Source organism: Sphingobacterium hotanense (genome assembly GCF_008274825.1).
GTDB classification, from domain to species: domain Bacteria; phylum Bacteroidota; class Bacteroidia; order Sphingobacteriales; family Sphingobacteriaceae; genus Sphingobacterium; species Sphingobacterium hotanense.
Map to the genome: position 1 here is coordinate 1,433,785 of NZ_CP030848.1, position 24,886 is coordinate 1,458,670.

The 24,886-nt window shown below is 43.0% G+C and carries 29 protein-coding genes and 1 pseudogene; 23 read left to right on the plus strand and 7 right to left on the minus strand.

Features of this window, described 5'->3' with window-relative positions; genetic code table 11:
* Nucleotides 1-5 precede the first annotated feature (5 nt).
* From DSM08_RS05995 to DSM08_RS19410, 13 genes and pseudogenes are all read left to right on the plus strand, one after another.
* Entirely contained in the window at nt 6-482 is a 477-nt protein-coding gene (locus DSM08_RS05995; RefSeq protein WP_149525305.1) for a VOC family protein, read from the plus strand.
* Between the two features lie 177 nt (nt 483-659).
* Nucleotides 660-1,442 (plus strand): MerR family transcriptional regulator, encoded by a 783-nt coding sequence (locus tag DSM08_RS06000; RefSeq protein WP_149525306.1) that lies wholly within the window; start codon nt 660-662, stop codon nt 1,440-1,442.
* Between the two features lie 72 nt (nt 1,443-1,514).
* Entirely contained in the window at nt 1,515-1,895 is a 381-nt protein-coding gene (locus tag DSM08_RS06005) for a nuclear transport factor 2 family protein (protein WP_149525307.1), read from the plus strand.
* A 6-nt stretch (nt 1,896-1,901) separates the two neighbouring features.
* Complete coding sequence (locus DSM08_RS06010; protein ID WP_149525308.1) at nt 1,902-2,261, plus strand: MmcQ/YjbR family DNA-binding protein; 360 nt, start codon at nt 1,902-1,904, stop codon at nt 2,259-2,261.
* A 12-nt stretch (nt 2,262-2,273) separates the two neighbouring features.
* Nucleotides 2,274-2,786 carry a GNAT family N-acetyltransferase gene (locus tag DSM08_RS06015; protein WP_149525309.1) on the plus strand — a complete coding sequence of 171 codons (513 nt, stop codon included), beginning with the start codon at nt 2,274-2,276 and terminating at the stop codon, nt 2,784-2,786.
* A 14-nt stretch (nt 2,787-2,800) separates the two neighbouring features.
* Nucleotides 2,801-3,178 (plus strand): nuclear transport factor 2 family protein, encoded by a 378-nt coding sequence (locus DSM08_RS06020; RefSeq protein ID WP_149525310.1) that lies wholly within the window; start codon nt 2,801-2,803, stop codon nt 3,176-3,178.
* Between the two features lie 42 nt (nt 3,179-3,220).
* A complete protein-coding gene (locus DSM08_RS06025; protein WP_149525311.1) occupies nt 3,221-3,571 on the plus strand; it encodes a DUF4180 domain-containing protein in 351 nt (116 codons plus the stop codon).
* Nucleotides 3,572-3,668: 97 nt separating this feature from the next.
* Nucleotides 3,669-4,235, plus strand: coding sequence for a dihydrofolate reductase family protein (locus tag DSM08_RS06030; RefSeq protein ID WP_149525312.1), 567 nt, complete (start codon nt 3,669-3,671; stop codon nt 4,233-4,235).
* Between the two features lie 35 nt (nt 4,236-4,270).
* Nucleotides 4,271-4,837, plus strand: a complete 567-nt coding sequence (locus tag DSM08_RS06035) for a Crp/Fnr family transcriptional regulator (protein ID WP_099365238.1) — start codon at nt 4,271-4,273, stop codon at nt 4,835-4,837.
* Between the two features lie 261 nt (nt 4,838-5,098).
* Complete coding sequence (locus DSM08_RS06040; RefSeq protein ID WP_149525313.1) at nt 5,099-5,338, plus strand: DUF1761 domain-containing protein; 240 nt, start codon at nt 5,099-5,101, stop codon at nt 5,336-5,338.
* Nucleotide 5,339: 1 nt separating this feature from the next.
* Nucleotides 5,340-5,693, plus strand: coding sequence for a YciI family protein (locus DSM08_RS06045; RefSeq protein ID WP_149525314.1), 354 nt, complete (start codon nt 5,340-5,342; stop codon nt 5,691-5,693).
* 6 nt (nt 5,694-5,699) lie between these two features.
* Nucleotides 5,700-6,230: a glycosyl-4,4'-diaponeurosporenoate acyltransferase CrtO family protein gene (locus tag DSM08_RS06050; protein ID WP_149525315.1), complete on the plus strand. Its 531-nt coding sequence runs from the start codon at nt 5,700-5,702 to the stop codon at nt 6,228-6,230.
* Nucleotides 6,231-6,737: 507 nt separating this feature from the next.
* Nucleotides 6,738-7,181: pseudogene (locus tag DSM08_RS19410) on the plus strand (cytochrome-c peroxidase); the annotation flags it as partial.
* Here DSM08_RS19410 and DSM08_RS19415 read toward each other — a convergent pair.
* The 6 genes from DSM08_RS19415 to DSM08_RS06085 all read right to left on the minus strand — a co-directional run bounded on the left by DSM08_RS19415 (nt 7,113) and on the right by DSM08_RS06085 (nt 10,569).
* Nucleotides 7,113-8,090 (minus strand): IS3 family transposase, encoded by a 978-nt coding sequence (locus DSM08_RS19415; RefSeq protein WP_149527657.1) that lies wholly within the window; start codon nt 8,088-8,090, stop codon nt 7,113-7,115. The pseudogene DSM08_RS19410 and the gene DSM08_RS19415 overlap by 69 nt on opposite strands.
* Nucleotides 8,057-8,458: a transposase gene (locus tag DSM08_RS06065; protein ID WP_149525317.1), complete on the minus strand. Its 402-nt coding sequence runs from the start codon at nt 8,456-8,458 to the stop codon at nt 8,057-8,059. The genes DSM08_RS19415 and DSM08_RS06065 overlap by 34 nt, the downstream gene beginning before the upstream one ends.
* 79 nt (nt 8,459-8,537) lie before the next feature.
* Nucleotides 8,538-8,777, minus strand: coding sequence for a YgaP family membrane protein (locus DSM08_RS06070; protein WP_149525318.1), 240 nt, complete (start codon nt 8,775-8,777; stop codon nt 8,538-8,540).
* Nucleotides 8,778-8,847: 70 nt separating this feature from the next.
* Nucleotides 8,848-9,474 (minus strand): Crp/Fnr family transcriptional regulator, encoded by a 627-nt coding sequence (locus DSM08_RS06075; protein WP_149525319.1) that lies wholly within the window; start codon nt 9,472-9,474, stop codon nt 8,848-8,850.
* 72 nt (nt 9,475-9,546) lie between these two features.
* Nucleotides 9,547-10,254 (minus strand): DUF2931 family protein, encoded by a 708-nt coding sequence (locus tag DSM08_RS06080; protein ID WP_149525320.1) that lies wholly within the window; start codon nt 10,252-10,254, stop codon nt 9,547-9,549.
* Between the two features lie 3 nt (nt 10,255-10,257).
* Complete coding sequence (locus DSM08_RS06085; RefSeq protein ID WP_187773987.1) at nt 10,258-10,569, minus strand: hypothetical protein; 312 nt, start codon at nt 10,567-10,569, stop codon at nt 10,258-10,260.
* 151 nt (nt 10,570-10,720) lie between these two features.
* On the opposite strand from DSM08_RS06085, the gene DSM08_RS06090 reads away from it, so the two are divergent.
* From DSM08_RS06090 to DSM08_RS06115, 6 genes are all read left to right on the plus strand, one after another.
* Nucleotides 10,721-11,077, plus strand: coding sequence for a hypothetical protein (locus DSM08_RS06090; protein ID WP_149525322.1), 357 nt, complete (start codon nt 10,721-10,723; stop codon nt 11,075-11,077).
* Between the two features lie 111 nt (nt 11,078-11,188).
* Entirely contained in the window at nt 11,189-12,577 is a 1,389-nt protein-coding gene (locus DSM08_RS06095) for a TolC family protein (RefSeq protein ID WP_187773988.1), read from the plus strand.
* 9 nt (nt 12,578-12,586) lie between these two features.
* Nucleotides 12,587-15,757, plus strand: a complete 3,171-nt coding sequence (locus DSM08_RS06100; RefSeq protein WP_149525324.1) for an efflux RND transporter permease subunit — start codon at nt 12,587-12,589, stop codon at nt 15,755-15,757.
* A 10-nt stretch (nt 15,758-15,767) separates the two neighbouring features.
* Nucleotides 15,768-16,868, plus strand: coding sequence for an efflux RND transporter periplasmic adaptor subunit (locus DSM08_RS06105; RefSeq protein WP_149525325.1), 1,101 nt, complete (start codon nt 15,768-15,770; stop codon nt 16,866-16,868).
* Between the two features lie 54 nt (nt 16,869-16,922).
* Nucleotides 16,923-17,477, plus strand: a complete 555-nt coding sequence (locus tag DSM08_RS06110; RefSeq protein WP_149525326.1) for a TlpA family protein disulfide reductase — start codon at nt 16,923-16,925, stop codon at nt 17,475-17,477.
* A 9-nt stretch (nt 17,478-17,486) separates the two neighbouring features.
* Nucleotides 17,487-18,083 (plus strand): TlpA family protein disulfide reductase, encoded by a 597-nt coding sequence (locus tag DSM08_RS06115; protein WP_149525327.1) that lies wholly within the window; start codon nt 17,487-17,489, stop codon nt 18,081-18,083.
* A gap of 6 nt (nt 18,084-18,089) precedes the next feature.
* Here the strand turns inward: DSM08_RS06115 and DSM08_RS06120 are convergent, their stop codons facing one another.
* Entirely contained in the window at nt 18,090-18,548 is a 459-nt protein-coding gene (locus DSM08_RS06120) for an Lrp/AsnC family transcriptional regulator (RefSeq protein WP_149525328.1), read from the minus strand.
* Nucleotides 18,549-18,730: 182 nt separating this feature from the next.
* On the opposite strand from DSM08_RS06120, the gene DSM08_RS06125 reads away from it, so the two are divergent.
* The 4 genes from DSM08_RS06125 (at nt 18,731) to DSM08_RS06140 (ending at nt 24,878) form a co-directional block, all read left to right on the plus strand.
* Nucleotides 18,731-19,807, plus strand: a complete 1,077-nt coding sequence (locus tag DSM08_RS06125) for a PLP-dependent cysteine synthase family protein (RefSeq protein WP_187773989.1) — start codon at nt 18,731-18,733, stop codon at nt 19,805-19,807.
* A gap of 114 nt (nt 19,808-19,921) precedes the next feature.
* Complete coding sequence (locus tag DSM08_RS06130; RefSeq protein ID WP_149525329.1) at nt 19,922-21,607, plus strand: protein-disulfide reductase DsbD family protein; 1,686 nt, start codon at nt 19,922-19,924, stop codon at nt 21,605-21,607.
* Between the two features lie 307 nt (nt 21,608-21,914).
* Nucleotides 21,915-23,699 carry a purple acid phosphatase family protein gene (locus DSM08_RS06135; RefSeq protein ID WP_149525330.1) on the plus strand — a complete coding sequence of 595 codons (1,785 nt, stop codon included), beginning with the start codon at nt 21,915-21,917 and terminating at the stop codon, nt 23,697-23,699.
* A 3-nt stretch (nt 23,700-23,702) separates the two neighbouring features.
* A complete protein-coding gene (locus DSM08_RS06140; protein WP_149525331.1) occupies nt 23,703-24,878 on the plus strand; it encodes a sialidase family protein in 1,176 nt (391 codons plus the stop codon).
* The last annotated feature ends 8 nt before the right edge of the window (nt 24,879-24,886 follow it).

A 24,886-nucleotide genomic window follows, 5' to 3' on the forward strand; every position in this document is an offset into this window, starting at 1 on the left:
ATAGGATGAAGAGTAAATTATTAGAAATGAACAACGTTGGTATCGTTGTAGAAAATCTTGATAAAGCAATTGCTTTTTTTACAGAAATCGGGCTTACACTGGAAGGACGTATGAAAGTTGAAGATGAATGGGCCGGACGTGTAACGGGACTCGGAACTCAATCTGTAGAAATTGCGATGATGGTTACACCCGATGGCCACAGTCGCCTAGAACTTTCAAAATTTCTTACTCCTGCAACAATTTCAGACCACAGGACAGCACCAGTTAATTCGCTTGGCTATCTCCGTATCATGTTCAGGGTCAATAATATTGAAGAACTGTTATCCAGACTTTTAAAACTCGGCGCTGAACTTGTTGGAGAGGTGGTTAACTACCAGAACATCTATAGGCTATGCTATATACGAGGAGCGGAAGGGCTTTTGATTGGACTGGCCGAACAACTTGGTGAGCAAACAACGAAAGATGTCTTAGAAAACTCTTGACATTTAATGAGAAAATTGCAGCGACCAACGGTGCCAAAAGTAAGTGTTTAGCGACAGATGTAAATATTAATTGTCTTATTTTCAGTTGTGTGTAGTTAAATTTGAAAATAATTTCAAAAAACATTTGACTCTAACGTTACGTCATAGCCTATGTAAAGTCGATAAGGATAAGAAAGAATGAAAACTCTTACAGTTAAAAAATTGGCGGAAATATCAGGTGTGAGCGTACGCACACTTCATTATTATGACCAGATCGGCCTGCTCCGTCCATCAGTAAGAACTGAGAAGAAATTCAGGCTTTATGGAAATGACGAGCTATTGCGCTTGCAGCAAATTCTGTTTTTCCGTGAACTGGACTTTCCACTCAAGGATATTCTGGAAATGATGGACGAGCCTGACTACGATCTGGTTAAAGCGCTGATGCAGCACAAGTCGGCACTGCTCAACCGCAAAAGAAGAATTTCTGACTTATTGAAAACGATCGACATCACTATTAATAATCTTAAAAAAAAAGAAATGATGAAAGATCCAGAAGAATTGTATAAAGGTTTTCCCAAAGAAGTTGGAACGGCCTACAGAAAAGAAGCAATTAATAAGTACGGCGCACAAACCGTTGAACAATCTGAAAAAGAGCTAATGAAGCTTGGTAAGTCGGTTGTTGAAGCGCTTCAAAAGGAAATGAAAAATGTCTTCAGCGAACTATTTGCACTGAGAAACGATAGTCCGGAATCGGACATTGTACAGCAGCATATTGCAAGGCATTATGGGATAATTAGCAAATTTTGGGGCAATTCAGTTATGCCAGATCAAAAAGCTTGTGCTTATGCGGGGCTTGGTGATCTTTTAGTAAATGACGAGCGCTATTTAGCTAATGTTACAGACGGAAATCCGCAACCTGAATTTGCGCTGTTCTTGCAGAAAGCAATGAAATATTTTGCTGAAAATAATTTGGAAAAATAATGTAAGCAAAAAACAGTTAGGGAAAGTCCTGATAACATCGGGCTTTCCCTTATCCTAATAAAAGATTGAAATATGAATGAAATAGATCTAATTAAGGAATTTCAACACATTGAAGACAACTTCGACCGGGCGGTTGTCACAAATGACATCGCAGAAATAAAAAAATGTATCACATCCGATTGGGTGTTGGTAGACAGTCAAGGTGGAATAATACCACAAGAGCAGTTTTTTCAAGTTCTGAAACAAGGGTTGCTATCCCATTCGGCGATGAGCAAAGAAGTGTTGCGGGTAAAAATGTACGGAGGTGTAGCACTGGTAACTGGCCGGGGGCAAAATACCGGAACCTGGCAAGGAGAACCAATGGAAGCTGATGAATGGATTACAGATGTGTACAAAAAAGACGGTGACGAATGGTTGTGTGTACTGACCCATTTAACCCCGGTAAAAAAATAATTAGTTATGGTAACAGTTGAAAAATTGCGGAAACTGGCACTTTCCTTTCCCGAAACGACGGAAGAGCCCCACTTCGAAAAGACTTCTTTCAGGGTGAAGAAAAAAATATTTGCAACGTATGATGATAAGCTAAAAAGAGTTACCGTCAAGTTATCAGAAATAGATCAGGATATTTTTTCTTCCGCAGATAAATCTGCCATTTATCCGGTTAAAAACAAGTGGGGCAAGCAGGGCTGGACTATAATAGAGCTCGAAATGGTAAGTTGGGAGCTTTTCGTTGAAGTTTTGACAACGGCGTTCTGCGAAGTCGCACCCGAAAAACTAGGCGCCTTAGTTAGATCAGATAAAAATGGACTAAATAACTAAATATACGCTTGCATGGCCATTGAATTTACTGATATAAGCGACCAAAAGCTACTATTAAAACGGCTAACTGAAAAAGATGCTATTGCATTTCACAGTTTGTATTTCCAAAAAGACGGGCAGCAAAGTGAAAAAGTCGAATCAAAGAAGAACAGCAGAGCTGCTTTCGAGTTTACTGAAAATATCATTTCACAATGCAATGATATTTTCACAATACGCACCACCGTAAACCCAGAAAAAATCATCGGAGATTGCGCATTGCACCATTGGGACAAACTGAGGAACGAAATTGAAATCGGCGGCTCCCTTCTTCCCGACTATTGGGGAAAAGGTTTGATGGCAACAGCCTTTCTCTTATTGATCCCCTATCCACAGCGGGAATATGCAATAAACAAAGTCGTAGCGAATACAACCGCTGAAAATATAAACGCATTAAAATTCGCCGAAAAACTAGGTTTCAGAATAACAGGAACTATGGAAAACAAGGTACTGTTAGAAAAAGATTTATTAGATTTTTTGGCGAATTGATTTAATACCGAACAATGACAAAACGTGAAGAAATTATAAAAAATTATGTTGACGGCTATAATGCATTCGACATTGACAAGATGGTCCGGGATTTTAACGAAGCTATCATTTTTAAAAACATCACTAATGATGAGGTTACGATAGTGTTAAACGGGATTGAAGCGTTTAGAAAACAAGCTGACCAGGCAAAATCCTATTTTGAAAGCCGGCTGCAAACCATAAAATCTTTCAAGCATAAGGGCGACACCACCAAAATTGAAATAGATTACATTGCAACTTTAGCTTCTGATCTTCCCAACGGATTAAAAAAAGGCGAGCAAATTGATTTAAGCGGAAGATCCATATTCAAGTTTTCTGAGGATCAAATTGTTGAGTTAATCGATATAGCTTAGTAAGCGGTACAGATACGAACCATTTAAAAAATTGATCTGACAATGACAATTGAAACACACCATACCAACAGTTTAAAAATAGCTGAAATTATTTCTGACGAAATTATTTTAAGATCTGTCGAAGACGGATTGGATCTATTGGGCGATCTATACTATCAGGGATTTGATAAGATTCTTATTCATGAAAAAAACATTACGCCCGATTTTTTTGATTTAAAAACCAAAATTGCAGGTGAGATACTCCAAAAATTTGCTCAGTACCGAATGCTTTTAATCATTATAGGTGATTTTTCAAAATGTGAAACCCAAAGTTTAACGGACTTCATTTATGAAAGCAACAAAGGCCGACAGATCAATTTCGTTGGCTCTCTGTCGGAAGCAATAAAACGATAACTCATCGGTTCTTTGGGATTTGCCATTTTAAGAAAAGAAATCTGATTTCGAAAGTGAAACACAGCAAAATAAATGAAAAACATGTAAATAAAATACGATGAGAAAAGTAATTGCAGCAATCAACACCACACTAGACGCGGTTTGCGACCATACCGCAGGAATTCCTGATGATGAAATACATCAACATTACACAGATTTACTGCGCCATGCGGATGCTATTCTGTTTGGGAAGGTAACGTATCAGCTTATGGAATTTTGGCGGACTTTAGTTGAAAAACCCTCCGGCGAAAAATCAATGGACGACTTTGCCGCGGTTATAGATAATATCCCAAAAATTGTTTTTTCCCGAACCCTCGAAAGCGTAAACTGGAAAAGTGCAAGGTTGGCAGATCAGAATATAGAAAAAGTGATATTAGAGCTTAAACAGCAACCGGGGAACGACATCCTTATTGGTAGCCGAAGCCTGATTTTACAACTGATGAAACTTGATTTGATTGACCAATACCAGCTCTGTATTCACCCTATGGTGGCAGGAGGCGGTTTGCCGTTGTTTGAAGACATAGACAGAACTGTTTTTAAGCTCAATAAAACAAAAATATTCGGCAATGGAGCCGTAATGCTTTACTATGAACCGACAACGAAAAGCGCTACAAATGGCCAATGACATCCTTCATGTTAACCATCTTATAACAAAGAGAAATGTCAGAGAAGTTACAATCAGTGCTCAAAATGTTTTCCGACTTTGACGAAAACGAGCTGGTTAGAATATTAAGTTCTTTTAAGCGAAAATCCGTCAGCAAAAATGATGTTTTATTGCATGAGGGAAGTATTTGTAAAGAGTTTTACTTTGTGAAAACCGGTTGTGTCCGTATATTTTTTGTAGATAAAAACGGGCATGAAAAGACAAGATACATTATGCTCGATAATCATATTGGAACAGCTTTAACAAGTTTCATTTCTCAAAAGCCCTCCGTAGAAATGATAGAAGCTCTTGAAGATACCGAGCTTTTAGCAATCAGTCATGCGGATTTTTATCGTCTGAATAGCCAAATGGATAATTGGAGAAATTTTTATCAGCGAATTTTGGAAATGGCTTATTCGTTTCAAAACAGGAAAATTGAGCAAAGGGTAACCCTAACAGCGAAGCAACGATATGAAATTATTTTGAATGAAAATCCTGCTTTAGTTCAACAGGTATCCAACAAGATATTGGCGTCTTATCTGGATATCCGGGAAGAAACTTTAAGTAGGCTTAAATCAAAATAGAACGATTTTGACCTATGTCAATAGCAATATGTGTGAGACCAAGCATTTTTGCATTTACAAAACGCAATGCAATGGAAAAACTTACACAACACAATTATTGGACGATAATCGCAACGGGATTGATAGCATTTATTCTCAGTGGAATTTGGTACAGCCCGATGGTTTTCGGCGAAATATGGGAGACATACCGAAACCCACCAAACCCCGAAATACCCAGATGGACGATGGCGTTTGGTCCCTTAAGAGAATTGATTGTTGCATATGCTGGCGAAATTAACTCTGCTATTGAATTTATCACAATATAAAGACACCTTAAAGCTGGTTTTTCTATTGTGGATTTCCTTCCATGCTGTTGGAATGGTGGGAGCAATTTTATGGGATCACATGCAATGGCAGCTAGGTGCTGTCCATGCTGGCGACTGGTTAATGAAAATGACATTCATGGGAATTGTGTTGACCAAATGGCTTAATAAAAAATCAATATCATTAAAAAATCAATAATATGAAAGAATTTGTTTTATTGTTCCGAATGGACATAAAGAGCGCAGAAGCACAACCCTCCAAAGAGCAAATGGAAATCTACATGAAACAGTGGATGGTGTGGATCAACGATATCGCAGAGAAAGGTATGCTTGCTGATGGTGGAAATCACTTTTCAAGAGAAGGAAGAGTCCTAAAACCCAATGACAGAGTTATTCATCAACCTTATATCGCTGATGATGTATCGGTAGCGGGCTATATAATTATCCTGGCTGAAAACTTAGACGAAGCAACTAAAATAGCTAGAAAATGTCCAATACTAAATGGTCAAAACACAAGTGTTGAAATCAGGGAAACAGCAAAACCCGGCGAATAGAAATTTATGCGAAATACGAAAAAACCATATAAACGAGATATACTAAATCAGATTATAAATTTTTTCTGGACGGCACTCTGTTTTACGCCTGTATTTTGGTTTTGGTTTCAGGAAGGAATAGACAATATTTACTTTTATGTATTTCTTGGCATAGCGTTACTTTTTGGGGCTCTTCCAGGGAAGATATTAAGTAAGTTTACGTTAAGTCCAGATAAAAAGGTTTATGAAAAATATGGGATAAAATTCATCAGAAAATTTGTTCAAAATGGAGATATTGTGAATTCCCATTCCAAGGCACCCGGAGCTACTTCAATTAAAGATAAAGTTCAGGCGAGGGAATATTTAAAAACCCTTGCCATGTATGAACGTTACCATTGGATCTGTCTGATCTTTTTTCTATTGACGACCATTTATGGATTTTTCAATGAACATTTTCTTTTTGGATTTTCTATTTTAATAGCAAATTTTTTATACAACCTTATTCCAATCTTTTTACAGCAATATAATAAAATCAGAATAAAGAAAATTGTGGATTGATTTGTAAATTCTATTAAGTTTAAATTATTTGAAAGGGCAGTGATTAAACGCTGTCCTCTTTATTCTTTGACTGAAGATCTATAAGCGAAAAATATGTTACTAAATGGTTAACAATTATATATTCCATTCATGTAAGTTTTTTTGGAAAAATTGCTTGAAGTTATATTAATATTTTTGAAAAAAAGCTCTAAAATGTATTGCCCATTGGGTTAAGTTGGCTATATTTGCACCATCGAATCACAAATTGTATGTGAGTAAAACGGTGAGTAGTTCTTCAACAAAGAAGTCAATTTATTGATTAATAGATATTTGAAGGGTAATGGATTCGTCCTGCCACCCCGACACAAAAAAAGCTCGACTAAAGTCGGGCTTTTTTTGTGTCCGGGTGTGGCAGATTCGAACCGTGGTTCGATCCGAAGGAGCTTCAGGGCATGCGTCTGGGGCCGCGCGAGCTGGGATGAGGGGATCGAGCGTCGAGAATTGGCAGGTATGGTAGATAATCCAAATATGGGTAAGGAGAAGCCGGCGCTGATTGCGTTAGGGAAAACCCTATTTTGGGATAATAATGTGGGCAGCGGAACAAGATCCTGTCTGTCCTGCCATAATCCCGAAAACTACCGGACGGATGCCAAGCGCACCGCGGATGGTATTGCCACGCATCATCGCAACACACCGACGATGCAGAATGTATGGACGTTGGAGGGGCATCTTTTCCATGATGGCCGGGCAAAGACTTTCCGTGAGCAGATTGCGGAAGCGATTGAATCGCCCATCGAGATGGGCGGCAATACCTATACCTTGCCGGCAAAATTGCAGGCGGTTCCTGGCTATGTGCGTATGTATGAGGAGGCCTATGGTACGCGCGAATTGACACGCGAGGGTTTACTGGATGCCATCGCTGCCTACTCTAAAACCATTAGCAGCGGTATCACCGCATTTGATCGCTTCGTGGCAGGAGACTACCAAAGCCTCAGCGATGAGCAGATCGAAGGCTTGCACCTGTTTCGCACTAAGGGACAGTGCATCAACTGCCATAATGGTCCCTTCTTTACGGATTTGAATTACCACAACCTGGGTTATGCGGTGGATGTTTTCGGGAAATTGGACGATGGACGTTATATCGTTACGAAGAACAGGAACGATTTGGGGAAAATCCGTACACCGGGTCTGCGCGTTCACCCGTTCTGCCAAAGAGTTCCCATAGCAGTGATTTTCCTCTGTCATGCTTATGGAAACCTTCTTTTGCTTCAGCAGTTTCGTATATTCCTTGCTACAATACTGTATCCCCCTGTCCGAGTGATGAATGAGCCCTTTGGTATCCTTGGTGTTCCTCAAGGCCATTTTAAGTGCTTTTATCCCTCCTTCGATCCCAAGGCTCCTAGATACATTCCATCCCATTATTTTCCTGGAATAGGCATCCGTGATCAGGAAAAGATAAACAAACCCCTGTCGAGTCCGCAGGTATGTAATGTCCGATACGTACGCCTGCTCCGGCCTATGTATGACGCAGCCCCTCAACAAGTTGCCATAGGTATAGAACCGATGATAGCTGTTGGTGGTACTGACGTATTTCCGTTTCCGCTTGATCAACAGATCATTATCGCGCAGTAACCGGTGGAATCCATCCCTGCCCAGTTTAAAGTCCGAAGTGCGCAGAAAGTCCTTAAGCAGATAATACAGTTTTTTACTGCCTATAAAGGGCTGTTCCTGCCTGAGCGTCCTTACTTTGGCGATCACCTCCTTATGAAAATGATCCCTGGACACACGCACGACAGAACCCTTGTAATAGCCTGACCTACTTATGCCAAAAGCAGAACATAACTTAGTTATGGCGTATCCTTCTTGTTGGAGATTATAGATGACTTGGGACCGAAATTTTTTTTTAGATCTGACCCGTAATGCTCATCCGCAATCTGAATAACAGCCTGAAGAATATCCTTGGCCATCACACTATCCGCCAAAGCTAGTTTTAAACGCTTTACCTCGGCCTCTAACTCCTTTATCCTGTCCTTTTCCTCTTTCATCTCAATACGTACGGTTTTGTTTAACAAATGATTCTTCCCGAATTTCTCAAGCCATAGCTGAATAGTCTGGCCGCCCTTTATCCCATACCGCCGTCGAGCCTGGGAATAGCTCAACCCTTCTTCTTCAATCTCCCGAACCACCTTCTGTTTAAAACCAAAACTGTACCGAATCGAAACCTGTCTTGAATTTGTCTTGTCTTTCATGTTTTTTAGTTGATTAATCTGTCAACCTATGTCAGGACAAGACACAATACTCTAAAATCTTATGTCTAATATCTAATATCTAATCGTCATTCATTCTTCCTTGTAGTGGATTATCATTTTTCTTTTTATATGTCTTTATGCCTAATAAGCTGTAAAGTGGGCAGAAGCCCATCATGCTGGTTAATATGAGTATTCCAGCAAATACCATCAGAACGATTGATATGGTTCCGGTGATTCGTTCGGTGAAGAATAGTAGGGCAATTACGATTGCAACAAAAACACGTATTCCTCGATCTATGTTTCCTATATTTTGTCTCATAGTTGTGTGTGTTAGTGTGATTGTATAGACAAAGATGGCCAATGAAGGCGCTGTTTGTCAGTGACTTTTATCACACAAGGGAAATAATTTCTACTTTATTACGAAATAGTTTAAGCATGTCGCGCTGTTCGAGTTGCTTCAATAGTCGGGAGATCACCTCGCGGGAGGTGGATAGCTCGTTGGCAATTTCCTGGTGGGTGATGTTGAGGATATTGCTTTGTAGACTTTCCGACTTTGTTGCTAAGTAGCTGATCAGGCGTTCGTCGATCTTTTTGAAAGCGACGTTGTCCAAAGTGCTCAGTATTTCGTCGTAGCGGAAGTCGAGGGTGCTCAATACAAACCATCGCCAGGCGGGATAGGTTTCATACCATCGTCGGGCAACCGCGGAGGGGATTCCGATAAGCTCGATATCCTCTTCGGCAATTGCCTTGATATTGGATATTTTATCCATCATCATTGTCGATAGCGAAATAGCACAGGACTGTCCTTCCTTGATGTAATAAATAAATAATTCCTGACCGACTTCATTCTGTCGGATGACGCGAATGTTTCCTCGTAGGACCAGAGGGACGATTTTGATGTACTTGTGAGGTTCGACGAGTATGTCGCCCGCTTTGAATTCGAGCCGAATACCCTCCCTCTCAAACTCCGCCCGCAATTGTGGCTGGAGTAAGAAGTCAATTTTCACCGTAATCATATTAAATAGTGTAGTGTGTAACCTAAATATACGAAAAGGAGCGCTAAAAAGTATTAGCTGAAATGTTAAATTCTAGGGTATGCTTTTAGGGATGGCTAGACTGTCGACATATTGTGCGTCCTGATCCCAACCGGCGTCGATCTGCATTTTCAGGCTGTCGCGCATATCTCGAAAAACTTCCTTGTAGTAGGTTTCAAAATCTTTCAAACCGTCAAAATATAGATCCTCCGGACGCGGGGTCTTCGGTTGCAGTTTGGTTTTGCTGATGATGTGATCCTTGGTCGCCGTGCGTAGCCATACAATGATATTACCGGCATTGGCGATCCCAACTAGGAAGGTGAGTCCCTTGGCATTACTACTATAATGATAGATGTTTTGCATATCTCCCGTTTTAGCTGCTTCCTTGAAATACTTTCGGATTTCGGCCGTTGGAAGAGCGATGCTGTCTCTATAGAAGTTTTTAGAGCGGTAATCGAGGTATTGAATAACCAGCCGCTTGGGCAGAAGCTCGGAGGAGTAGGTTTCCGGGAAATAATACTCTTCGCCCCATTTTGCCCGGTAGAAATCGGTGTTTTCGGTATTGATGCTTATGATGTCATCCGGGTTTTCGGTGTCGAAGTGCAATTCACGCAAATGGACAGGATATGAAGCGGGCAGCATGGCACTAGCAAAATAGTAATAGCGATCCCAAGGCTTGAAGACCATGGTTCTATAGCCAGCATAGCAAGCAAGCAGCAGGGCTAGCAGGATATAAATCTTATTGACCGTATTGATTTTCATGGCTTAGTGATTAAATCCTTTTCCCAATTCTGATGCATACCAGTACAATGCGGACAACACTAGCGAAATAATCACGAGTAGGCCGAATAGCCATTTCACCCAGCGGTATTTTCTATCGTGATAAGCGAATGCGAAGATTCCCGTTAGGATCGTGATGCTGATGAAGAAGGCGAAAATACTGAGGACGTTGTCAGGATCGTGCTCATACGCTCCACCAAATCCGACGATTGCAAGCGTACAATTGAGGAAGATGAGTCCAACCGATAGGATGACGTTCTTTCTTTGCTCGCTTTCTTTATTTAACGGCTCGCTCATAGGTGATAATTTACTGTTCAATATAAGATTTTTCTTGTGTAATAAAACTATGGTAATAGAAAGAAGATTTGTCATCTATTGATAAATGCCCTAACTTCGTGTCGATATGGATAAAAAAGCAATATATCTGACGAGGTCATTTCCGCAGCTCATGATGCTGATGGCAGTGATGCTGTTCGTGTTATTGACCTCATGTCCTATCAAAAGTAGCATTAAGAGCCTTGCGGGTTTTCCTGTGAATACTGAGCAAGGTGCTGCAAAAAAGAATAGCCATACGTTTCGCGTGCTAGTGGAGCAGTGCAGCGTATTTGAAAACAGCTTAACCCAACAGGCGGGCAAGCTGTCGCCAGATGCGAAGCAAATGATGCCGATCATGTTGTTTGCTGTTGCTTTTCTTTTCTTGCTTGCTATTACCGATAGGACCGCAAAGAGCCATTACTCCGATGGTGATTTTCCAAGCTCAGGACGCATACCCATTTTCCTGAAGTACCGCAAGCTACTTATTTAGTACCCCTTCATCTTTTTTAGGTTTAGCAATTCTGCTAACCGAGCATTCGTATTTATTTTTTAATCGAAAATAACCGTGCATTGCTTTGCAATGCCGTTTAATCAAATTTATATGAGAAAAAAGATGGTACTGAGCGGTATTTGCTGCTTGGTCGCATGGAGCAGTACGGCAATCGCTGCTCAGGATACCTTGGGTAATTCGAATACCCTGGGTACAATTTGGCCACAAATAGAATCGAGTTTTCCGGGCTTTGCGGCGAAGGATGCCGCCATCGCGGTTGCTTTGCAAGAGGAGCGTGCGCTGCGAAGTCGTATGCTACCGCAGATGAAGATGCAGGCGCAGCATAGCTACGGCACGTTTGAGGGCAGCTCTGGAGGTTTTTTCCCGCAACCCGGTTTCTTTAATGTTAGTGGCAATGCGGGCCTTCGTGGAAGTGAGCTGGCGGTGAATAACTTTGGCTCAGCAACAGTCGAGTGGGACCTGATTACTTTTGGAAAACAAGGCAAAGAAAAGGAATCCGCGAGAACGGCTGTTCTGCGTACGGAGACGGATAAGGCTGTTTATCTGTTGAATTTGAAGAAGCTGAGTAGCGAGCATTATATCGCGCTGCTGTACGACGAGTCTAAATGGCGTTGGTCTGCAAAGAACGCGCAGCGATTGGATGATATCCGCAGGATTACGGCAGGTTTATCGGCGGCAGGATTAAGGCCGGCAGCCGATAGTTTGCTGGCATCCTCATCCTATGTGCAAGCACTGGGCGAGCAGCAACGGTGGACTGGTGCGAAGGAGGCTTCGCTGATCAAGTTCTTAGCCTTGTTTCAGGGGCAATCGCTGGACTATCGGGCTTCTTTGAATCGCTTTTTAGGTTTAGCAGAACCAAAGGACGGCGATGTTGTGCAAGCTATGACGGATCATCCTTTTTTGGAAAACTTAGCGCAAGCATCGACCTATCATCAATTGGAGGCCGAAATACATAAGCGTTCTTCTTTGCCTACGGTTCGCTTGTTAGGTGGCTATGCCTATCGAAGTTCTGGAATAGGGCAAGATGGTATGGTATCGGGCGCTTGGTCGGATGGGTTCAAGAACAGCACGAACAATGTGTTGGCGGGCGTAGGCTTAACCTGGAATCTGAGCAGCTTGCAAACGAATAAATATAAGGCCGAAGCGAGCAGACAAGAGGGGGAAGCGGCGAAGGCTTTGCATGAGCAATACAAGCAGGGAATGGAAGCCAACCTATCGGCATTGCATCAGGAAATCAGGATGCAGTTTGCACGCTTAAAGAACAGCAAGCTTGCTGTACAGCATGCCCAAGATGCTTATCAGATGTATCTGGCGCGCTATAAGAGCGGTTTGATCGCTTTAAGCGAACTGCTTCAGATTTCGAAGCTATTGGAGGAAGCCGAGCAGAAGCATATCGATGCAGCAAAATCCTATTGGTTACTCCTGGCCGAGGAAGCGTCGTTGAACAGCAATTTTGATTTCGTCTTTAATAACCTTTAATCCACAGCTATGAGTTTAATTAGATTTGCCTTAAGAAAGCCTATCGCCATCATGGTTGCGGTAATGGCTATTGCCTTTTTTTCTTACACGACGATCAAGAAGATCAATGTAGATATCTTTCCGGAGGTGGAGCTTCCGGCGATTTACATAGCGATGCCCTATGGAGGTTTGTCGCCCGCTTATATGGACGGCTTTATGTCCAATGAGTTTCAAAAAGTACTTCTCTTTGTTTCCGGGGTTAAGAATATAGATTTTAAGAGTATACAGGGTCTATCATTGATGAAGCTGACCTTCTATCCAGGTACGAATATGGCGCAAGCGGCGGGGGAAGTTTCGACCTCGGTATCCCGGGCGATGGGATTCCTGCCGGCGGGCGCTGTGCCACCGATGGTCGTTCGTTTTGACGGGAGTTCGCTGCCGGTCGGGCAACTGGTTTTTGAAAGTGAGCAGCGCTCGGTGAATGAGATTCAGACGTTGGTAATCACCAAGGTACGGCCAATGTTCGTCGAGATCCCGGGGATTACAGCACCAGCACCCTTTGGTGGGAACATTCGTTCGATTGTGGTCAACATCGACCCGGAAGCGATGCAGGCCAATGGTCTGAGCCCGGAGGAGATTACGCTAGCGATTAGCAAGAACAGCTTACCCTCCCCGGCGGGCAATATTCGCATCGGCGATGAGAATCTGATGGCACCGATTAATTCGATTGCCAAGGGTGCCGAGGAGTTCTTAAATACGCCGATTAAAACAGGCGAGAACCGTACGATTTATGTTCGGGATGTTGCTCGCGTAGAGGATGGAGCCGACCAGACGGTGGGTTATGCTTTAGTGAATGGGAAGCGCTCGGTTTATCTGCCGATTATAAAGAAGGCCGATGCATCTACACTGACTGCTGTGGAAAATTTAAAGTCTTCCCTAGGAAAAATCAAAGATCAGTTGCCTGAAGACGTGGAGGTTCGGTATGAGTTTGACCAGTCGAAATATATCGAGCGGGCGCTGACTAATCTGATCCACGAGGGCATACTGGGCGCTATATTTACAGGCTTGATGATCCTCTTATTCCTTGGGGATTCGCGTGGCGCTTTGATTGTCGTATTGACTATTCCTATCGCGATATTAACCGCGGTCATGGTCTTGTATCTGTTTGGGCAGACCATCAATATCATGACTTTAAGTGGACTAGCCTTGTCGATCGGTATTCTCGTGGATGAAGCGACGGTTACCATTGAGAATATACATCAGCATATGGAGCAAGGGAAAGCAAAGCCACGTGCAATTGTCGATGCGCTATTGGAAATATCTATTCCTAAGCTATTGATTTTGCTGTGTATCCTGGCGGTATTGACGCCGGCATTTATTATGACCGGTATTCCAAAGGATATGTTCATGCCTTTGTCTATGGCCGTTGCCTTTGCGATGATTGCTTCTTTTATTGCCTCACAGACCTTTGTGCCGATTTTGGCGAATTGGATGATGAAGACGAAGAAGCATGATAGGCAACAAGGGAAGCGGAAGCGGAAGCTGTTCGAGCGCTTCAACCTTCGTTATTCATCGCGGATGCGTCGTTGGTCGGGTCGGGCATTGCCATTGTTCTTGGTTTACCTGCTGCTTGCTGGCGGCCTATCGGCTTTATTGCTTACGCAGGTAGGGATGGATGTGATGCCGGTTTCGAACTCTGGCGATTTCCAACTGCGGATCCAGGCGCCCCAAGGTAGCCGATTGGAGAAGACGCAGGCGCTAGTACAGGGGGTGACCGAGGAAATAAAAGCGCAGTTGCCCGAGGACGCCGTCAACCTGACTTCGGCCTATGTGGGTCTGCAACCTCCGGGCAATCCAATCAACCCGATTTTTCTTTTTACCAATGCTTCGCATGAGGCTGTTCTGCAGGTTTCCGTCAATCAGGGAGTCTATAAAGGGTCGATTGAAGCACTCAAGGAACGTATTCGAATTGCTTTAGCAGCTAAATTTCCAGACGCGCAATTCAATTATGAGCCGATGGAATTGACGGAAAAGATTATGGGGCAAGGCGCAATGACGCCAATCGAGGTGAAAGTAGGTGCTAATCAGGTGAAGGCGGCATATGCGCATGCGGCGAAGATCGAGCGGGAGCTGAAGGAAGTACCTTATTTACGGGATATCCGCATTGCGGAACCTATTAATTATCCGACTTTGGAGATCGAAGTCAACCGGGATTTAGCGGGGCAGTATGGACTGACGATACAGGATATTACGAAGAGCTTAGTAACGGCGACTTCGTCGACTCGCTTTACCGATAAGAACTTGTGGGTGGATCCACGTTCGGGTCTGGTGTTTCAGGTGCAGGTGCAGATTCCGGAGGCGCTGATGTCATCGGAGGAGGCCTTGCGTGCGATGCCTTTGACAAAGGGGAGTCTGCGCCCGGTCCTCGAGGATGTTGCGACTGTGAAACGAGTAACAGCGCCTGCGCAGGTCAATAGGAAGGGTCCAAATCGCTATGTGACGCTTATTGCGAACATTTATGATAAAGACTTAGGAACAGCATCTCGAGCGGTGAAGCAGGCTATTGCAGATGCGGGAGATGCTCCTCGTGGAACTTCCGTATGGACGGAAGGAACCTTGCAGCTCTTGGATGATACCTTAGATAGCTTATTGGCAGGATTGGGCTTGGCAATTATTGCGATCTTCCTCATGCTTTCGGCTTATTATCAATCTTTCAAAGTACCGTTGATTATTTTATCGGTACTTCCCGCGGTAATTTCAGGTGCTTTGTTGGTTTTGTTCTTAACCGGAAGCACGCTGAACCTGCAATCTTATATGGGGATTATTATGTCCTTGGGGGTTTCTGTTTCGAATGCAGTGTTGCTGATCAATCAGGCTGAATATTATCGGAAGCAAGTGGGCTTAAGTCCTGCAAATGCAGCACGCATGGCGGCTTCCTCGCGCTTGCGCCCGGTACTGATGACTGCGGCAGCGATGCTTGCCGGTATGTTGCCGATGGCTATCGGAATTGGGGATGGTGCGGAACAGATTGCGCCCTTGGGAAGAGCGGTAATCGGCGGGTTGATTGCTTCGACCTTTAGCATTCTGCTGTTATTGCCCCACTTCTTTAGTGCCTTGCTAGCTAAATCGTCGACCATGGATCCTTCGCTGGATCCTGATGATACCGCGAGCCCTTATTTTCAAAAACAAATACATTCTTAATAGCAAGATTATGAAAACTGCATATAAATATATATTCAAGCAAGCTTTGGCGGTATTCGCCATGCTTGCACTTTTTACCGCCTGCTCTTCGGAAGCCAAGGACGAGCAAGCGACAAAGCAGAAGCAGCCTGTGATTGCTTCCTATCCGACGGCAGCAATACAGCTGATCAATCCGGAGTATCAGCTATCGATTCCTGCAGAACTCAAGCCTTATGAGCAAGTCGCGGTTTATGCAAAAGTCAGTGGCTTCGTGCAACGCCTGTTGGTGGATCGTGGCGACCGCGTTGGCAAAGGTCAGCTCCTGGCGGTCTTGGAAGCGCCGGAGATGAACCAGCAACATCTTTCGGATAAGTCGACGGAGCAGAAACTTTACAACGATTACCTGTATGCGCAACAGGCCTATGAGCGTATGAAGCAAGCGTCGGCAACCAGCGGTGCCGTGGCAGCGATTGAATTGGACCATGCAAAGAGTGCGATGGAGAGCGCGAAGTCCGCCTATGAATCCTCAAAGGCAGGGTCGGCCCATTCCTCGCAACTCCAGAAATATCTACGTATTACGGCACCATTTGATGGTATTATTACTGAGCGAAATGTATCAGTGGGAGCACTGGCAGGTGCGAATGTTGCTCAGCCCATGTTCATGATGGCGCAGGGGAATAAGCTACGTCTGACCTTGGCACTGCCGGAAAAACATGCGGCATCTGTACAGGAAGGGATGAAGGCTAGCTTTCAGGTGAGCTCCCAACCGGGGAAGACTTTTGATGCGGTGCTTTCGCGTTCAGCAGGTATGCTGAATCAACAGGACCGATCCTTGACTCTGGAGTTCGATGTAAACAATGCCGACGGAGCACTACAGGGCGGAGACTATGCACAGGCAAAGTTGCGACTTCAACGCAGAAGTAGTACCTTTTGGGTGCCAATGAGGAGTGTACTTCAAACGCAAATGGGTACATTTGTAATGACCTTGAACAATCAAGAGATAAAAAAGGTGGCTGTGAAGGAAGGAATCCGTCAAGACAGCTTAGTCGAAGTATTCGGTGATCTGGCAGCGACAGACCTTATTTTGTTGAAACCATCGGACGAAATTAAAGAGGGTAGGGTTCAGCCTTAGGCAAAATTGGATCATTAAATTAAAAATATAATAAAACATCATATCTTACTTATAATGAAAAAAACATGGCTACCTGCTTTCCTAGGATTAGCAGTATTAGGACTTACAGCTTGCGGAAATAGCATCGAGAAGAAAGCAGACACGCAGGATACAGCTGTTGTAAACAACGACACAGCGCAGCAAACAGTTCAAACAACGAACCATAATATTTCCTTTCTTGACGATAAAGGAAATGCAGTTGATCTGAACTCATTAGAAGGGAAAGTGGTCTTCATCAATTTTTGGGCAACATGGTGTCCTCCATGTATCGAGGAGTTACCTTCAATCAACAATTTGCGCAAGAACTTCAAGGATAACGAAGATGTCGTTTTCTTGATGGTTGATGTAGACTCCGAGATTGAGCAGTCTACAGCTTTTATGAAAGATAATCAATATGACCTGCCGGTCTTTATTCCAAATAGCGAGATTCCTTCGGATTTCCTTGCAGGCGCTATTCCTACAACAGTAATCCTCGATAAACAGGGTAATATGGTCGATCGGATGGAAGGCGGTCGTGACTATGATACGCCGGAGATGAAAGATAAGTTGAGCAGCTTAGCGAAGCAGTAGGGATATCTTATGTCGAAATCTTCGAATAGAACCCTCTTATTCTTAAAGGAGCATGGCTTCAGTATTTTCTTAGGGCTTGCCGTAGTTATACTGTTGGTTTCTCCCGATGCTAAAGCTTGGGCCATTCGTCAGTTGATGAAGACGGGAGTCTTCAATGCGAAGATTGAAGAAGCGGCGCCAGCGGATAAGCTGGTTCATGATTTCTCCTTTTCAGACCCCGACGGAAATATCGTTTCGACGAATCAACTAAGAGGAAAAGTATTATTTATTAATTTTTGGGCTTCTTGGTGTCCTCCTTGTCGGGCAGAGTTTCCGTCGATAGAGGCGCTATATCAGAAGTTTAAGGATCATCCGGATGTCGTTTTCATTATGATCAATCAGGATGATGACGCGGCAGCAGGGAAGTCATACCTTGATAAAGAAGGTTTTACATTTCCTATGCATAGGCTTCATGGTCCCTTAGCGAATGCGATCTATACCGGTTCGCTGCCTACAACTTTAGTTATGGATAAAGCGGGAAGCATTCGTTTTAAACATGAAGGCTTCGCGAATTATGGCTCTACAAAGTTTATTGCGCAGCTGGAGGAATTACTTAATAAGAATTAAAGTCAATTAAAAGTGATAGGCCGTTTCGCTTTTTGTTTCGGACAATACGAAGTAGGTCTGTACGGTATTGACATGTGGTAATACGGCGAGTTTATGTCGCAGGAACTGATGGTAGGCTTCCATGTCTTTGGTTGCAATTCGCAGCATAAAGTCATAGGAGCCAGCCATTTGGTAACATTCCATGACCTCCGGGAACTTGGAGACTTCTTTTTCAAATTCGCCTAAAACTTCAAAGGTATGCGCCTTCAAGAATACCTGAGAGAAGGAGATGAGTCCGATTCCGATTTTATGTCGATCCAGAATGGCTACTGTTTTTTTGATGTAACCCGCTGATTTAAGCTTTTTTACGCGTTCGTGTATTGCTGCGATTGATTTATGCAGCTTCAATGATAACTCTTTATTGCTTAATGTTGCATCTTCCTGTAGAAGCTTGAGCAGCTTCATATCTGTTTGGTCTAAATCCATCGTCTTTATATTTTTCAGACTTCTTAATTGATATGGGTAAATATCTGAAGAATTAATTGATAAATACCACTGAAACAATAAAATTTACTGAATATCTATTGAGGTGTTGAATAATATTTTGTTTTGAGGCACTTTTGTATTGTTGACAAATAACGAATAACACCTAATACAATTAACTTTTAATGATGATCGAGGAAGCAACAGTTAGCAAATGTTTATCTCCTGAATTGGATAGTCGCTTTAAACACTTATGGTGTTTAGTAGGTAATACACCGATGTTAGAACTTCAATATACTTACCAAGGTAAGCCAGGGAAGATCTATGTAAAGTGTGAGAACTATAACTTGACGGGAAGTATCAAAGACCGTATGGCCTTATACATTTTGTATAAAGCATATGCTGACTGTCAGATTCGCCCAACGGACATGATTGTTGAGGCGACAAGTGGAAATACAGGGATTGCATTTTCGGCAATCGGAAAAGTTTTAGGACATACTGTAAAAATCATTATGCCAAACTGGCTGAGCAAAGAGCGTATCGACATTATCAAGTCGATGGGCGCGGATATTCAATTGATCAGCAAGGAAGAAGGTGGTTTCTTAGGAAGTATCAAACTCAGTGAGGAATTAGCGGCACAGGGTGGCGTATTCTTGCCACGACAATTTGAGAACCTGTTCAATGCGGAGGCCCATGAACTGACAACCGGTAAAGAGATTGCTTTACAATTAGAATCTCAGGGCTTGGTTGCGGATGCTTTCGTTGCGGGCGTGGGTACCGGCGGTACAGTTATGGGCGTGGGCAAGCAGTTGAAGAACTACAACCCTAACGTACGAATCCATCCATTGGAGCCGCAAGAAAGTCCTACATTAACAACAGGATATAAAGTTGGAGCTCACCGTATTCAAGGTATCTCTGATGAGTTCATTCCTGCTATCGTTAAGTTGGACGAGCTTGATCCTGTAATTTGTGCTTCTGATGGTGATTCGATCATTATGGCGCAAAAATTAGCACAACAATTAGGTTTAGCAGTAGGAATCTCTTCCGGTGCAAACGTAATTGGTGCCATTAAATTAAAACAAGAGTTGGGTGATGACGCTGTTGTAGTGACATTATTATGCGACGATAATAAGAAATATTTAACTACTGATTTAGTTAAGGAGCAACCAGTTAAAGAGGGTTACATCTCTACAGATCTTGATTTTACAGGATTCCATCCGATTGCAAGATTAGAAAAACCATTGATTGGTTTCAATAAATAGTCTTTTGTTTCATACAGCTGTTGTTGGCTGTTAAGTTTTCTAGTAGAAGTTAGCCGAGTTCCAGCTCGGTTAACTTAATTTTTGTAATTAACTTAATCTCAATAGAACCGAATTATGAAGTATATTTTTCATGTTTTATTAATATTGACGCTTTTCTTCGCAGGAACTGTGCAGGCGCAAGAGGCTGATAGTTTGATCAGCTTAGATGATGTAGAGTTCTCGTCGGGGGCAGATACGCAAGTATTGGATACATCCTTAACTGAAGATGTTGTATTCACCGATGGCCAGGATTCAGTCGCTCAAGACACGACGGCTGCAAGCACTGTTGTTGCTACTGCAGCTCCAGAAGAGTCTAAATCCCTTTGGGGAATCTTTATCGCCGGTCTTATCGGCGGATTCGCTGCATTCCTGATGCCTTGTATCTTCCCGATGGTACCTCTAACGGTATCTTTCTTTACCAAGAAATCCGGCAGCAAGAGCAAAGCGGTATCTCAAGCCTTCTTATATGGCTTGTTCATTATTGTGATCTATGTAGCTTTAGGAATGTTGATCACCATTGCATTCGGTGCGGAGGCGTTGAATGCCCTGTCGACCAATGGTATCTTCAATTTCCTATTCTTCCTTCTATTGGTGGTATTCGCGGCTTCCTTCTTCGGTGCCTTCGAAATCACTCTGCCAAGTTCATTCGTGAACAAGATCGACTCCAACTCGGACAAGAGCGGTTTGATCGGCTTGTTTTTTATGTCGGCTAGTTTAGCCGTGGTTTCTTTCTCTTGTACAGGGCCTATCATCGGTACTTTACTTGTTGAGGCAGCTACCAAAGGCGAGCGCTTAGGCCCGGCCGTAGGGATGTTCGGATTCTCTTTAGCATTGGCTATCCCATTCGTATTGTTCGCAATGTTCCCTTCTTTATTGAAGTCACTGCCGAAATCAGGCGGTTGGTTGAACAGTGTGAAAGTCGTGTTGGGTTTCTTAGAGCTTGCGCTAGCAATGAAATTCCTTTCCAATGTAGACTTAGCTTATAACTGGCAGCTATTAGACCGCGAGGTCTTCTTAGCGCTATGGATCGTGATATTCGGCTTAATGGGACTATACCTATTAGGAAAGATCAAGTTTTCGCATGACAGCGACCTACCTTATCTTTCTGTACCTCGTACGGTCTTGACAATCATTGTATTCTCTTTCGTAGTCTACATGATCCCTGGTATGTGGGGAGCGCCTTTGAAATCTATCGCAGCCTTCCTTCCTCCAATCGGGACGCAAGACTTTGATTTAAGTTCTGCGACGCATGCTGCACCGGCTGCTTCAGGAGACGCGAGCAGCAGAAAGCACTACACACATTTCCACAGCCGTGCGACCATCAAAGGATTCGATCCTTACTATGATTACGATGAAGCATTAGCAGCAGCGAAAGCGCAGAATAAGCCTTTGATGATCGACTTTACAGGTTGGACTTGTGTCAACTGCCGTAAGATGGAAGCTTCGGTATGGTCAGATCCGAAAGTTCGGAACCTGATCAATGAGAACTTTATCTTGGTAGAGCTATATGTGGATGAGCATGACCTGAAATTGCCGGAAGCAGAGCAATATGTTTCCAAAGAAACAGGCAAGAAGATCAATACCGTTGGTAAAAAGAATACCGACTTCCAGATTACCCGCTTCCAGAGCAACTCGCAACCTTTGTATGCGATCGTAGGTGCTGATGAGCAGTTACTCGTTCCGGCAAGCGGTGCAAACTATGATATCGACAGCTATGCAGCCTACCTGCAGAGCGCAATAGACGCTTATAAAGCGAAATAAAGAACCCTAATAAATCATTCATGAGCCCATGTGAAGCCTACGCTGAACATGGGCTTTTTTTTTTCGAAATATACTATTAAAAATTATTTAACCTCTCAGGGCAAAATGCGCCATATTTATGATAATATATTAGACAAATGCCCCTGTTTAGCTGAATATCTTTGAGGTAAGAAATCGAAGAAAAGCGAGTGCTAACAATTTTATCAACCTAAAAAAGCTGTTTTTCGATATGACCGATTAATTAATTTGCCTTTGTGATAGCGGGCGTAATAGGCAATGTTTTAAGTACTAGTAAATTATTTAAACAATGAAATGCTCATTTAATACGAATTTACTTCATGCTTTTAAACGTCTTGGCATTCTAGTCTTGATTGCACTCTTCTTTTGGCTGTTTCTTTTTTCCTGTAAATCTAATAAGCCCCAAAATTCCATTAAGCAAGTGATTGACAACTTCACCTATGCGATTAAAGAGAAAGGCAACTGGCAGCAGTTTCAGAATGTCAAACAAGCCGAGCTAATTCCATTATTTTCCGTGCAAGATTTAAAGGTACTGTCTACTGCATATTGGCAGTTTGATGTCAATCAGGATGTCGATGTATTTGTATGCCGTGATACGGCACAAAATGAGGTTCCATTTTGGCTTATTGAGGAGGGCTTTATCAGAACAAACGCGATTGTTGAGAATGATTTAGTCCGATATGAAGTTTGGCAGAAACGGTTTGCAAAAGGGAGAATCGGATTGGGGATAAACGGTTTCGACCGGCATCGTTTTACCTATTTCGTTGCGTTAAAGCCAGTGGATTCGGATCAATTTTTAGATTTTAAGCCAATATTTCCGGAGCAGCAGAATCTGTATTCTATGACGAAGGGACAATACATTTATACCGATTGGGATGAATTGACCCTCACAAAGATTCCTTCGCTACTGGAAGGTGCTTATGTTATTCCGACTTTTCGCGGTAGATCTCGTGAAGCTCATCTGATTGATGGCTTTCGAGAGACATTATATCCCTCTAGCGAGCAGGCGGATCAAGTATTATTGAGCTGGGTGGACTCGCCACTATCGTCGCAATATATCAGCTGGCGAACACATCCTTCCGTTGAAAGTGCAAATATTAAATATTGGGAAATATCGACGAGGGATACTATGTCTTTACAGGCGGGATATGAATATATAGAAGATCCTTTATTGATCAATGATTTGGAAAATAAGCGCTTCTCGGCAAACATCTCAGATTTGAAGTCCGGAACCCGCTATGGGTATAGAATTATGGTCGACGGTCGGGATGATTTTCAGGGGGAGTTCAAGACGGCTCATCCAGAAGGAGGTTTTGAGTTTGCTTGGTTTGGCGATATCCATAATGACCCAGACTGGGGTGCTAAATTGCCGGTTTGGGGCTCGAAATACCCCGACGTGAAGTTCCATTTGTTTGTAGGTGACCTCGTGAATACAGGCCTTTATCGTGATCAATGGGATGTATTATGGAACGCTGCTGGGCCAATTTTAGATCGACCGGTTTTTTCGGCTCCGGGTAACCATGATAGTCAGGAGGGGCTGCCTGCAACATTATTCTACAATTATTTGAAAAGTCCAAAAAATGGGACCAAGCTAGTCGAGCAAACTACTAGTTATTCCTTTGTCTACCAAAATACTCTTTTTGTTGTCTTAGACGCGGTAGGTACTGGGGTTGAATTGCAAAAGAAATGGCTGCAGGAAACGCTTGTGCAAAGTAAAGAGCAATTTAAGATTGTAGCTTTTCATTTCGCGCCTTATACCACCGAGGGGGAATATTTGGATATTCAACAGCACTGGATTCCATTATTTGAACAATACGGTGTCGACCTAGTAGTCAATGGACATTTTCATTTCTATCAACGATTTAAACCAAAAGTGAAAGGCCCAAGATATGTTATGTCTATCGGCACTTCTGTTAAGAACGATAAAATAATTTCCGATTCCACGCGGGGGAAGTGGGTAAATCGGGGATACCTATATCAACACGTAAAGATTGATCCGGAGCGATTGATTATGACATCGCTGGATGAACATCTTTCTATTATTGACCAATTTGAAATCATCAAAAAAAACTAACCTATGAAAGAAACTTTACTAACCATGACCTTATTGATTCTAGCCTATACGGTGCAAGCACAACAAAATAAGTTCAAGGTTCTCGAACGAAATTTTATATTTCCGCATCAATCGCTGCATGTGCATGGCAGCAGTATTGTCGAACTGCCTTCTGGTGATTTGTTATCGACCTGGTTTGAAGGCTCTGGTGAGCGGGGTTCCGATGATGTGAAGATTATGGGCGCGAAGTATAAGCAGGCTACAAATCGATGGGGGTCGCCTTATGTACTTGCCGATACGGAGGGTCTTCCTGATTGTAACCCGGTACTCTTTATGCATCGAAATAAACTCTTCTTGGTTTGGATCGCGGTGCAGGCAAATCGCTGGGAAAACTCTGTGTTGAGGTTCCGCAGGAGTGCAGAATTTGAGAGTGATGAGGTGAAGTGGGAATGGCAGGATAATATTCTGTTGAAGCCCGGAGATGACTTTGTTGCTGCTGTTAAGGCGAGATTCAAGGAGCTGCCTCCTCGCAATCATGCCTGGGCGGAATATGCTCCTCGTTATGATGCACAGATTATCCAAGCGACAGAAGATCCTACAAAAAGAGCATTCGGATGGATGACCCGTATCAAGCCCTTGATCCTGTCTTCGGGTCGGATCTTGCTACCTGTATATTCCGATGGATTTAATTTTTCGATGATTGCCTTTTCCGACAGCAATGGGGAGTCGTGGAACTATTCGGAGCCAATTGTAGGGCGGGGGAATATCCAGCCGGCCTTGATTGAGAACTCTAAAGGCGAAATTGTAGCCTATATGCGAGATTCGGGCGATGACCCCGCCTTGCTTCAGCAGAGTGTTTCCAAAGATCAGGGGAAGAGTTGGTCGGTAAATAAGGAATTCAATGTGAAGAGTACAGCCAGTGTTGATGTCTTGAAGTTGGACCGTTCAAATTGGATTTTATTGACCAATGACAATGAAGAGGGGCGAGCGCGACTTTCTTTATACCAATCGAAAGATGAGGGCGCAAGCTGGCAGTCTATAGGTATTATCGTAGAAGATAAGACAAAGGTAGGGCGCTTTTCTTACCCGGCAATGATTGCGGATTCAAAGGGCAGCATACATATTACTTATTCTCACCATAAAGCGCCAAATAGTAAATCTATCGAGCATGTTGTAATCGATAGAAAATCAATCCAATAACCTTTTAA